Raw genomic sequence first — 13337 nt, 5'->3', positions numbered from 1 at the left:
CGCACCGCGCCCTGCGGTTCCCCTTCCGAAATCGAACGCCGGCACCGGTCTAGCAACCTGTGGCAGGTCACCCGTTTCGCGTCGCCTCCAGCGACGCATGAACGCCCGCCTCAACGCAAGGCAGGACGGCAGCAAGCGGGATGAGCCGTAGCGGCATGCGATTCACCGGACATCTGAACCTGGCGAGTACGATTCGACGACATCCGAAAACAAAATGCCCCGACCTCGACCTTGCGAGGCGGGGCATTATCCTGTCGTTCGTCTCGATCGATACGACGCGGCCGGATCAGAACCGGTTCAGCTTCCCGAGTTCCTCCTTGCTGAGCAGCGTGCGCTGGGTCGGCCCGGCCGCCCCGAATCCCAGCAGCGACACCGAATTCGACGAATCGTAGCCGACCTGTTCCGTCTTGCGCCGCTTCCCTCCGCCATCCGGGCCGTTGTCCCCGAAGCCCTCGACCTGCACGCTGATCGTCCAGCGGCGCGGCGCCACACCCGACGCATTGTTCTTCGCGATGTCCTGCGCGACCTGGCTCGCAGCCGAAGCCGCGGAACTCGCCGCCGTCAGCGCGCCGGTATTCACAGCTTGCACGAGCGGAATGCCGGTTGCCTTGCCTGTCACCTGGATGTTGTCCGCGTTCACGACACGCAACGCTGCGACGTTCAGGTTCCCCGCACGAATGCCCGCATCGCCGGCATCGACGGTACCGCGCGGCGCGATCAGGTTGACCGTGCCTTTCGGCGCCCCCGGTATGCTCTGCAGCGTCGCGATCCCCGCGCCCGTCACCTGCCCGCGCGCATCGACCGTGCAGTAATGGTTCGCATCGCATACATACTGCGGTGCCGGCGAATCGGCCGACGTCTTCGCGCCCTTGCCCGCGTTGATGTCGCCGTTCGAACTCCAGATCGTCATGTCGCCGCCCTGCTCGGTAAAGATCCGGCTCTGCGCAAGCAGCACGCTCTGGTCCGTGAAGATATCGACGTTTCCTTTTTCCAGCGTCAGGATCCCCATCGTGCCGGGGCCCGCCACGACGATTCCGTCGGCGTCCACGATCTGCGGCGGAGCCGTCGTGCTGCCGACGAGCGCTTGCCCGCCCGGCCCCAGGATGGTGACGTCCCCGCCTTGCTGCGTCTGGATCGTCGTGCTGCGGATATCGAGATTCCCCGTACTGACCTGCTTGTTTGCGCCGTTGGACCCGCCGCCCAGATTGTTGGCCGTATAGCCGAACGAAGCCGGGAACAGCGTGTTGATCGCCTGGTAGCCTCGCGCGTACTGGCCGTTGTAGCGGCTCGCGGGATCGTTGAAGTCGGCGCCGACCTGCGCGAGCACGCCGAACAGCACCTGTTCCGCGAAGAGTTGCTGGACGTACGACGGCAACGCCTGGAATTGCTTCCACGCGTCGTCGGCCGTCAGCCGTCCGACCTTTGCCAGCGCGGCGTCCTTGTCCGACTGCAATCCCGTATCGACGCCGCGCCCCGCGTCGTACTGCTCCATGAACGCAATCAATGCTGGCGTTGCGCTCGGCACGCCCTCGACCGAGCTGCCCGGCGCGATATAGGTCGACACGAATCCCTGAAGATCGACGCCGGGGCCCACGCCAAACAGCACGTTGACGTTCGCGCTCTCGTGCGGCAGATTCGGGTTGTTTGCGTTGCCGACGGCATCGATGCCCGTGAACGGGTGCGCGATTCCGCCGGTGTTCGCATTCCGGTTGTACAGCTCGCCCGGACTCGTCAAAGGACCGATATTGCGTGCCGCCTGGATATCGAACCAACCCGGCCCGCCAAGCGACAGGACCGGGACGACACCGCTTCCGCTCGGGGGAATCGGCGTGTCGTATATGTCCCGGCCGGCAACGATCCGCGTCACATCCGAGCTACGCAGATTCTGCCCCCAGAACGCCAGATTCACGATGTCCTGTCCGGCCTGGACGAGCGCCGGCTTGTCGACCGACAGCGTGACGAGGTTACGGTAAAAGCCGTCGCCGGCACCGGACGTATCAACAGCGCCGTCGACGATGCTCCCGTTCAGGCTGTAGATCCGTGCCGGCGTCGTGTCGTCACCGTGCAATGCACCAGGCGCGTGAGCCGCGAGCGTCGTGTCCGTCAGCGCAGGGATCTTCACATTCGGGATCGGGTTCGTCGGCGAGGGCATCGTCGACGGGCCGGCATCGGACATGCCGAATTGATTCGGCAACGCCGCATCGTTGACGTACTGCGCCGCGGCATTGGACAGGCGCACCGACTGATCCGCAATCAGGTTCAACTGCCCGACTGCGGACGGATAGAGCGTGCCACCCGATACGACGTCGATGCCGCCGCTGAACGCCGTCAGATTCACGCTGGCAGGCAGCACGCCGTTCGTGCCGGTCAACATCTTGCCGATCGCGCCGAGCCGGATATCGCCGGTCGTGGACAGCACGTTCACCGCGGACGTCGGCGAGTAGCCCTGGCTGTCGGCATATTGAGAATAGTTCCCCAGCGAAAACTGTCCGGTTGGTGCGCCGCCTGCCTGCGGGAACGCGCTCGCATACGACGGATCGAGTACCGCGCCGAGCTCGACGCCCTGCCGCGCAGTCACGTCGAACACCCCGTCCTGGGCCGCAAGGATCGTCGACACGGCCACCGGGCCTTGCCCCGCCAGTCGCGCCGGTAGGGAGAAATCCGGTCCGATGCTTCCGCCGGCCGAGATCGTTCCCGTTCCCTTCGCGACGAAGTAGTCGCCGCTCAAGATGTCGCCGCCTGCCCGCACCGTCAGATTTCCACCGCCGACCGTGGTGGGCTTGCCGTTTCCGTTCAGGTACCACGTGGTCGGCAACGACACGCCCAGGTCCGAGATGTTGCCGCCTGCGCTGATCGATACGTTGCCGCCGACACTCATCACCCCCTGGTCGAATGCCCCGAAATCGATCGAGGAACGGGTCAGCGGAGCAACGATTGCCCCGCCGGCGGCAAAGGTCTTGACCGGCGTGATCTGCATCCACTGCCACCAGTACTGGCTGATGCTGCTGCCTGCGTTGCCCGTCACCAGCCCCTTGTCGTCGACGACGTTCTGGACGCCGTTGATGTCGCCCTGTGCGTGGATCGAAATATCGCCCGCCGAATCCGGGTTCACGGTCGGCGTAACGAGGATGTCCGGTACCCCCGATCCTTTGTTGCCGCCCATGATCGCGGAAGCAAGGCCCAGTACGGGCGAGCCTGCGGCGGGCGCGCCCGCCGTATAGACGACGCCCGGCGCCGTCGTGTCCGCCAACGTGAAGTCGCTACCAGCCGCGATGTCGATCGATCCCGTGCCGGTGCGGATCGTCGTCGGCTGCAGCAGCGTCAGTCCGTTCGAATCGACGTAAGCGGTGTGCTGGCTCAGCGTCACGTTGCCGGCAGGCGCTCCGCCTGTGTTGAAGGCGGCAACGGGTTGCACCGCAAGCGGATTGGCGCTTGTCAGGTCCGCCCCGCCGATGATGCGATAGGACGAGCTTTGTCCGCCCAGCAGCGCGGAGAAACCGATCGGCAGCGGATTGTCGGCAGTCGCGACGTTGGCAGGCAGGTTGCCGGGTAACGCGCCGATATTCACGCCCGTGAACGGAATCGACGTGGGTGCGGACGGTGCGAAGAAGAAGCTGTACACGCCTTGCGGCTGCAGCAGGGGGCTGACCAACGGCTTCGTGCCGGACACCTTGTTGAGGTAGTTGTTGTACAACGCGATGTATTGACCGTAGTCCCCCGGACTCGTCGGCAAAGCCGGCGCCGTCGGCGTCCCGAACTTGGGTGTCACGGTCGTACCGTTTCGTACCAGCCCGACAATGGAGATATTGGTGTAGCCGTTCAACCAGCTTCCCGGGCCGAAATAGGCAGCCGCGTAATCCGCATAGGACGCATAGTTCGAGAGAACCGGCGCCGCAGTATGCAGCGGGCTGTAGGGCAGGATGTGCGACGTGTACAGACCGCTGGCCCAATCGCCGTAATACGTCCCCCACGAATTCGCGTACTGGAGATAGTTGGAATAGTACTGGGCGGCCTGACTCGTCAACGGCGCACCGAGAGGCACGTTGGGGTCGTACAGCGGGTTCTGCGGGTTGCGGGAAAACGATGCCAGCGACTGCGCCGCCCCGGTATAGAACTGCACCGTGATCGACGCCGGATCGTCGAGCGACATCAGGCTGTTGTACAGCGACAGCGCGCCCGCATAGGTCCCGCCGGCCGACGCATTCCCCGATGCCCCCAGGATCGTCGCCACCTGGCTCTGGAAAAATCCGTCGGTAATGCTTGCCTGCGCATCGAAATCGTTCGACGCACGGAACGTCAGCATCGGCGCGACCGTGCCGTTGTAGCGATACACCGGCACGATCGTCCCGCTGTTGTTCGGCAGCCCCGCGCCGAGATTCCAGTTCGACAGGAGCGAGATGTTGCCGCCGTTGATCGCCGTACCCGGGTTGTCGAATTCGATCCCCGGCGCCACGCGGAAGTTCGCGATGCCCGCCGTCGATCCCTGCAGCTTCGGGCCGTTGCCGCCGAGCCCGTTCTGAACGAATCCCATCAACGTGCCGGGTGTCATCGACAACGTGCCGTCGCTCGCCTTGACGATCTGCCCGCCGTAGAAATTCTGATGGGCGGCGTTCGCGGTCGTCGGTACGAAGTACGCGCTGTCCATCCCCGGGAAGCCGATCGCCGTCACCCCGGCATGCAGCGACGCGAGATCGGCGTCGCTGCCGGTCAAGGTCACCTGCACACCGGTCGCGTTGTTCTTCAGCGTGCCGCCGCCGTCGCCCTTCGCGTTCGGCGTGAACGTGAAAGTCGGCGGATTGGTGCCTTGTGCGGTAAACGTACCGGCCAGCAAATGCCCGTTGGCGTCGAACCAGCCTGCCGGATCGACGATGCCGTCGAAGTGCTGCGCCCCCTTCGTCGCATCGGTCGTGCTCCACACCGCATAGGCTTCCAGCGTCGTCGCGCGCGATCCGGCGATTCCCTTGCCGCTGTTGAAAGCGGTCGGCAACTGGACATCGACGCTGCCGTCCGCGAGCAGCGGCGCACGGAAATTCACGGTGCCGCCCGACAACCCGCCGGCCGTCCCGCCCGATACGTCGATCAGCGCATTCGCGCCGACACGGATCAGCCCGGAACGCGACGGATCGATATTCTCGTAGCCATAGGTCGTGTTGTACGGGTTCTTCACCGTCGGATCGAACACCGCACTCGTGCCGATATTCACCTTGCCGCCGCGCTGCGTCGGATCGGTGCCGCGCGCGAGCAGCGTACCCTCCACGTCGACGCCGCTGCGCCCGTACAGGTCGATCTGCCCGCCGGCCTTGCCCGACGCGTCGATCGTCCCGAGCACGTTCACGTTGCCGTTCGCGGTATCCGATGCATTGCCCGCGCCGCCGTCGGCCGTCAGCGACACCGAGCGCGCTGTCAGCGCGTTACCCGCCGACAGCGTCAGGTTGCCCGACTTCGTATGCACGGCGATCGACTGGTTCACACCGCTCGACGCCAGCGTCTTCGCCAGCGAGTCGAGATCGGTGGCACCCGCCGTATCGAGCGACAGCGAGCCGCCCGCGTAGCCGTTCGTCGCACCGCCCTTGATCGTGCCGTTGAGATTCACGACCTGCTTCGGCGCCGACAGCGTCAGGCTGCCTGCCGCGCCGCCGCCTTTCGCGCCCGAGAAATCGAGCGTCGTGCCCGACTGAACGTCGACCGTCCCGGCATCGGCGGTCAGGATGATCGAACCGGCCGGCGCGTACTGCGTCACGTCGAAGAACTGCTTCGACACGCCGGCAGCGCTCACCGTCGAACCGCCGCCGATCGTCAGGTTGCCGGTCGTCGCCTCGAGACTGACATTGCCGGCCGGTGCGGCGATCGTCGCCCCGTTGTCCGCCAACGTGCCGCCGATGAATTTCCACGCGCCACCTACCGGCGTTTTCGTCAATGCGGTGCCCGCCGCGCCGTTCAGCGCCAATGCGCCGGTCGTCTTCACGGTCGACGCGGAGCTCGTATCGGCCAGATACACGGGCGCATTCAGCGTCACCGGCAGCGCACCGAAATCGAACGTCCCCGTTCCCTGCCCGACGATGCCGCCCGTCGCGGTCAGGTTCGCCGACGAGAATCCGCTCAGCGTCTTCGTCCCCGTGCCGAAGTCGATCTCCTTCGCGTTGACGATCAGCGTGCCGTTGCCCGGCGTAACCGTGGCGTTCGGTGCGCCCGTTTCGTTCGTGAACGCGATCTGCTGCCCGTTCAGCGTGACGCGACCGCCGTCGCTCGTGAACGTGCCCGCGCTCAGATCGACGCTCTTGCCGAACGTTGCATTCACGTCGCCGACGAAACCCATTGCACCGTAGCTGCGCAGCGTGACGAGATCCGCGTTGCCCAGTTGCGCGAGTCCGGCCGGATCGATCACGAAGCCCGGCAGGTTCGCTGCGGCCGCGCCGCTCGCGTTGGTGAACGTGATCGCCGAACCGTCCACCGTGATTGCCTTCGCCGACAGCACCGCGCTCGGGTCGACCTTCAGGTTGCCCGACGAATCGAGCATCAGCGCCTGGCCACCGGACAGCGTGGCCCCCGCACCGACGGTCAGCAACCCGGCACCGGTACCACCTGTGCGCGTGAGCGGCGCCATCGCACCGTTCGACACACGCAGCAACGCGCCGTCTCCGGCGATCGTGAGCGGTTGATCCTTTGCCGCCGGGTAGTCGCCGGCAGCCACGATCGATGCGCCCGCGTCGACCCGCAGGCCGTTCGCCGCATTCGAATCCGTACCGCTCGTGTCGGTCTTCGTCACGAGCAGGATCTCCGGGCCCTTCAACGACGAGTTGGCATCGTTCGACACCACCACGCTGTTCGCGATCGGCGTGATCGTCACGCCCTTCGTCGTCGCCGCGCGCGTGCCGCCGATCAGCAGGCTGCCCGCGTTCAGCGAGTCGAGCGCATCGCCACCGATCTGCAGATAGCCGGGCAACGCCGCGCTGCCATTGCCGGTGATCTGGATGTCCTGCGACGCGACGTCGACCTCGGCCGGCGCGCCGCCCGCACCGGCCGCCGCGTTCAGCGTCGCGCCGAGCGCGAGCGCCTTCGTCGCGGCCAGCACGAGCTGGCCGCCATCCACCGGCAGCGGCGGGGTCACGTTGCCCTGCTTCGCGGCCTGCGTGGTGAAGAAGGCGTTCGCGCCCTTCAGCGTGTACTGCGAGTACTGCTGCCACGTCGTGCCCGACTGCACGTTGAAGAGCGTCGGCGTCGCGCTGCGGCCGCCCGTCACCGCATCGGCGAAGTACCCGGCCGTCATGACGGTGCCGTCCGGCAGCACCTGCGACGCGCCAGGCGCGACGTTGCCCGTCGCGGCCGACACCGTCACGCGATACGCGCCCGGCAGCGTCGCGTACTTGCCCGGCAGCAGCGTGTAATAGCCGGGCGCGAGGCCCGGCACGCCGGACAGGTACACGGCCTTGCCGATCCCGTCGTTCAACCCGGCCTGGCCGACACCCAGCGTCACGGTCTTGGTCGTCGGCGTGCCGTTGCTGGCGACATCCGGCTGCAAGGTCTGCGCGAACAGCGGATCGTATGCGGCGACCGGCGATTGCGTGCCCGGCACGATCGCATAGACGTTCCCGGCGCCGGCGTTGACCGGCACCGCCGTCGCCCCCTTGCCGCTCGCATAGCTCACGTTGTATTGCGACAGCACGTCGCGCGTGCCGCCCGTGCCCGGCACCCATTCGGCAGCCTGCAGGTCACCGCCGCCGGACAGGTCGATCGTCGCGCCCTTGTTGAGTGCGACGCTGGTGCCATTCACCCCGATGTACTTGGCTGGCGGGGCGTTCAAGTCCGACGCCGTCGTGCCTGCGAGCGGATTGAACTGCCATTCGACGCCGTCGACCGTCGTGCCGTAAGGAATGATCGACCTGCCGTTCGAAACCGACGTCACGCTGCCGTTCGCAAACGTCACCGAATCGGTCGCGACGAGCGGCAGGTTGCCGAACTGCTTCTGCGTGGCGCTGTTCGTCGGGTCACCGACGCCGAACACGAGCGTGCCCGACGGCGCGCGCACGGTGCCGCCCTGCACGATGTTCGTTGCATCGACGAGCAGCGTGCCGCCGGCCGACAGCGGCGTGCCGGACGGTCCGGTCGTGCCGAACGTGACGGTGGTCGGCGCGGGTTTGCCCGTCACCGGATTGACGGGACCGACGGCATCGATGATGAACGTGCTGCCGGTGGTCGGATAAATGCTCGCGGCGTTGAACGTCACGTTGCCCGGCGTATACAGCGTGCCCGGCAACAACACCGTTCCCGACGGCGCGCTGTTCGAACTGAGCCGGATGTCGCCGCTGCTGGTGAGGTTTGCGCGGCCAACGTTGTTCAACTGGAACTGGTTGCGCACGTCGATGAACGAGGCGTTCACGTTCAGCGTCGCATCGGAAAGCGTCGCGACCGGCGCAAACGCGGGAGACGACGAAGTCAGCATCGGACCGGCCAGCGCGACATAAGGCGCGTCGATGCTGATCGCCGTGCCCAGCGAATGGGCCGGTGGCTGCGCGAGCAGGTCCGCGAGCACCGAGCTGCCGGTTGCCGGCTTCGCAGGCTTCGACAGCAGCGTCGAAAGCTGATCCATCCCGATCGCCGCGATCCGGCCTGTATTCAGCGTGACGGATTCGGGTAGCGTCAGGTTCACGTTGCCGGCAAACGCAATCGGCGGCACCGCGAACGGAGAGGGCGTGCCGTCGCCCAGCACGAGATTGGCGATCCCCGAACCGTTCAGGCGATCGGCAACGAACTGAATCACACCGGTCGGCTGACCGGTCGGCAGCCCGGTGGCCGGATCGATCGGTGTCGAAAAAGCCGCGCCCGGGGCAAGCCCGGCGGGTACCAGCGCCCCGCTCTGCTGCACGACGAGCGCCGTCGCGCCGGGCGCACTGTTGTTCGTCCGCGGCAGAATCGTCAGCGTTCCCCCGCGCGCCTGCGACGCGCCGCCGAAACCGGCCAGCGTCCCGTCCGCAAACAACCCGTAGGCGGCCGACAGCGTGATCGAACCGGCATCGCTCCACACCGGTTGCGACGCATACGTGCCGTTCGCCTGCAAACGGTCGAAGTTCGACGCTGTGCCCGACACGTCCATCTTCGACCCGGCTTGCGTCACCACGTAGCCCGAATCACTCGACAGCGTCACCGAGCCGCCCGGCAGAACCTTGCCGGTATTCGGCACGACAACCGTTCCACCGATCTTGACCGACGCCGCAAGCGGATTGGCGAGCGCAGTACCCGATACGTCGAGCGTCGCGTCCGAACCGAGCCAGACCGACCGGCTGTTGCTCGGCGTGAAGACATTGAACTGGCCCGGTTGAGGGGCCGTGGTTCCGGTATCGGCGCTCAGCACGATCGACCCGCCCGGCGCGACCACCGAGCCAAGCACGGTCACCTGCTTCGGCGATGCAAGTGCAACACCCGCACCGGCATCCGCCTGGATCGACGCGCCCGCCGACAACGTGACCGCACCGGTCACGCCCGGATACGACGGCACCGTGCCTCCGGTTGCCGCGGTCAGCCACGACGCGGCGTTACCGCCGGTCAGCACGAGGCCTGTCGGTTGCCGGTGATACGCGTCGAGCTGGCCGCTCGTCGTCAGACCGCCCGCGAGCAGATTCGCGCCCGATGCGCTCTGCTGGAGCGCCGGCGCGTCGGGCAGCAGGTTCCGTTGTGTCAGCGCGACCGTTGCGCCCGGCGCGATGGTCGCGTCGTAGTACGCATTCAGCACGTACTTGCCGAAGCCCTGTTGCGAGAAGAAGCCCTGGGGCAGATACACGTCCCACGGTGCCGCTGCCGCCTTGTCTCCGCCGATCCGGAAGCCGAGCGCGCCCAGCGTCATCGTGCCGCCGCCCGAGAAGCCTTCGCTCAGGATCGTGCCGCCCATTGCAATCGTGCCGGCGGTCGGCTGGGTGCCCGGCAGGTTCGCACCGCCGTCGTTCGTATGGCCGAATTGCGCGCCGCCGGCGGGTACCGCATAGGTCTGCAATGCAACGTTGCCCCCGCGCCCGGCCGGCACGCCGTTCTGCATCAGCAACTGGCCGTTCGCGAGCATTTCGCCGCCGCTCGATACGTCGAGCACGCTGCCCGGCTGCAGCAGGATCGACCCCGTCACATCGACGGCGTTGCCGTTCACGAAGGTCGAATTCTGCGTCGTCGACAGCGCAATGCTGCCGCCGTTGATGAACTGGCTGTTGCCGGGCGTCGTGCCCGGCGCGGCCTGCACATCGTTGTTCACCCACTGGCCGGCCGCACTGATCGCGCCTTGCGGCCCGACGACGACGTTGCCGCCGCTCGAGATGGAAATCGAACCGGACGGTGCGGACAGCCGCCCCGCGACCTTCACGTCGGCGCCGACCGCCGGGCTGTTGAGCGAGATCGAACCGCCCGGCTGCAGGTTCAGTTGTGTGCCCTGCGCCACCACGATGCCCTTGCCTGTGTTCTTGTCCTCGGTCACGTTCAGGTTCGCGAACCCGCCGTTGTTCAGCGTCGCGACCGGTACCACGCGCGTCGTCAACAGGTTGTTCGGATCGTTGGCGGCCAGCGATTGCGAAGCGTTCTTGTCGAGCGCCGTATCGATCGAGAAACCCGGCATCAGCGCGCCCAGTTGCGGCGCCGCGTCCTGCAGGATCGTCAGGCCCGAGAGGGCATTGAGCGGCAGAGACGTCGTGTTGGCGGCACCGTTCCATGTCATCCCGGCCAACGCGTTGCCGGTCAGCTTCGGATCGGTGCCGAGGTTGAACGTGCCGCCGGACGGCAGGCTGTTGCCCTGCATCTGCTTCGCGCCGCCGAACGACTGCGCGCTGATGTCACCGTCGAGCACCAGCGCCTGCGATGCGAACAGGTCGAGCGTGCCGGCATTGCCGCCGACGATGTAATCGGACTGGTAGGTGCCGCTCGTCAGCAGCGGGTTGTACCAGGTCTTCGTCACCCCCCAGCGCGGATGATTTTCGACGAACTGCCCGGCGATGCCGACATAGTTGTCGTAAGGGCTCGCCTGCCCGATCGGCACGATCGCGCCGTTGGCGTCGACGAGCCGGGTCGTGTTGACGATCCCGCCGTTGTAATGCACATACCCGCCGTTCAGGTTCATCGACGAACCCGCTGCGGTCATCACCTCGTTGCCGGACAGCGTGATCGTGCCGCCGTTGGTCAGCAACTGGTCGACGGTACGCGGAATCAGGTTCACATAACCCGACAGGTTCAGGATCGGGCTGCCGACCCACTGCACGCCGTCGCTGCGCGTGCCCGTCAGCGTGCTGTCGACGACGACTCCTTTCAGCCCGAACAGGAAGCTGTTGCGTAACAGCGGCGAATCGGCCAGCTCGTTCTGGCCGATCCGGTCGACCGTCACGAGCGTTTGCGAAATCGGCGCCAGGACGTTCGCCAGCCCCGACACGTCAATCGTCGCGCCGTCGTCCACGTAGATCCGGCCCGGCACCGCGGTCTGGCCCGGCACCTTGTTCGTCACGACCGACGGCGCGTAGGCCGTCACCGACACGTTCGAGCCCGGCGCCTCGATCAGCGAGCCGCCCTGGAACCACACGGAACCGGCCGTCATCGCAATGCCGCCCGGTGTGAAGGTCGTACCCGGCGTGGACGTCGCGGTCTGGCCGTTGTTGTCGGGCAGCACGGTCGTCACGGATCCCGGGCCGAAGCTCAGCAGGCCGGCACGATGCACGTCGTAGACGCCGTTCAGCGTCTGCCCCGGATACGGAATGCCCAGCGGATTGTTCGACGCATACTCGTCCGCCGTCGAAATCGTGATCGTGCCCGGCGTGTTCACGCTCGTCGTCACGCCCACCACACCGTTCTGCGCAACGCGGCTGCCGAGCAGGTTCACGTTGCCGCGCGCGGCCTGCACGATGCCCGTGTTCGTCAGCGTGCCCGCGGGCGTGACGTCGATCGACGCACCGGTGGTCGGATCGGTGGCCACGATCTGCCCGCTCAGCTCCGGCAGCAACACCTGCGGATTGCTCGTCTTGCCCGTGTTCGGCAGCAGGCTCACCCCCACGCCAGCCGCGAGCACGACTTGCCCCGACGTCGCCGCGATGCTGCCTGCGTTCGTCACGTTCGGCGCGGCAACCAGCACGAAGCCGCCGTCGCTCGCCGTGCCGTTGGTGTGCGTCGTGATCGACGCGCCCTGCTCGATCGTCACATCGCCCGGGGCCTGGTAAGTGCCGGTCAGCAGCGCCTGATTGCCGAGCCCGAGCACCTCGTTCGGCCGGCCCGTCGAACCGGCCACCCCGCTCGAACTCCCCGACTGCGGATAAGCCAACCCGCCGGTCGTCCCCGCCGGCAAGCTCAAGAACTGCTGATTGCTCGCGACGATCCCCGCAGGCGTCGGCACGAGCTGGTTCTTCATATCCAGCAGATTCAGCGACGAAGCAACGAGCGAATGCACGTTGACCTGCGACCCGGCCCCAAACAACACCCCATTCCGGTTGATCACATACACCGCCCCCTGCGCGGTGATGTTCCCGAGAATCTGGCTCGGCCTGCCGCTCGGATCGTTGATCCGGTTCAGCACGGCCCAGTTGTTCGCGCCGTTGGTCTGCGTACCGCCCGATTGGTCGAAATTCAGCGTCGTCTGCCGGCCGACGTTCATCGTCTCCCACGTCAGCACCGCGTTCTGCCCGGTCTGCTTGACGTCGACGTTCACGTGCCCGCTGCTGTCGACGTTCTGCGTCGGTGCATTCGCGTTGAACCACAGCACCGGATTGTTCGTATCGCCCGACGCGCCGGCCGCCACCTGCAGCCCGCCCGGCGTCAGCCCGTTCGGCACGCTCGAAGGCAGCTTCGCCGCCGCCGCGGCCGCATTCTGCTGCGCGGCAATCTGCGCGGCGATCGCATGCGCGGCATACCCGAGGTTGCGGATCGAGGGCTGGCTCGCCTGCAGCGCCTGCTGCGCCGACACGCCCAGATTCGGCATGCCCGGCGCGCCACCGGCGCTGCCCGCACCGCCGCCCGATGCCCGCGCGGCCGCCGCCCCGAGGTTCATGATGCCGGCCGCGTGCACGTGCGCGGACGCGCCCGCCAGCAGCATCAAGGCCACGGCCCGGACCAGCGGCCGCAGTTCCGATTTCAGGACCGGGCGCGAGCCCGTCGCGTCAGGTTGTCGTGCCGTGCGTGCGCGTGCTGCCATTCTTCACCCCGAATCCTATGAAATTGCGCTTGACGACGGTCGCGCCGAAAGCGGCGCCGATCCGTTTTCGCGCTCGGTCGTTGCAACCGGGATCGAACCCGGCCACTGGAATCCCAAGAACATACGAAGGCCCGATGGCAGCGGCGTGGCGGGTGTTACGGACCATTCGGGCCGCATGCGAAAGGTCCGTAGCTTT

General features: G+C 66.7%; 1 protein-coding gene. It reads right to left on the bottom strand.

The window, feature by feature from the left end; all coding sequences use genetic code 11:
* Positions 1 to 286: 286 nt before the first annotated feature.
* Positions 287 to 13042 carry a filamentous haemagglutinin family protein gene (locus BDI24065_RS07695; RefSeq protein WP_254609709.1) on the bottom strand — a complete coding sequence of 4252 codons (12756 nt, stop codon included), beginning with the start codon at positions 13040 to 13042 and terminating at the stop codon, positions 287 to 289.
* Between the last annotated feature and the right edge of the window lie 295 nt (positions 13043 to 13337).

Source organism: Burkholderia lata, from assembly GCF_902499025.1.
Classification (GTDB): Bacteria; Pseudomonadota; Gammaproteobacteria; order Burkholderiales; family Burkholderiaceae; genus Burkholderia; species Burkholderia lata_C.
This window is presented reverse-complemented; position numbering and strand designations above follow the sequence as displayed.

Bases quoted from the DNA above. Each gene is read 5' to 3' on its own strand.
- BDI24065_RS07695 (WP_254609709.1), bottom strand. From the start codon at position 13,042: ATGCTGCTGGCGGGCGCGTCCGCGCACGTGCACGCGGCCGGCATCATG.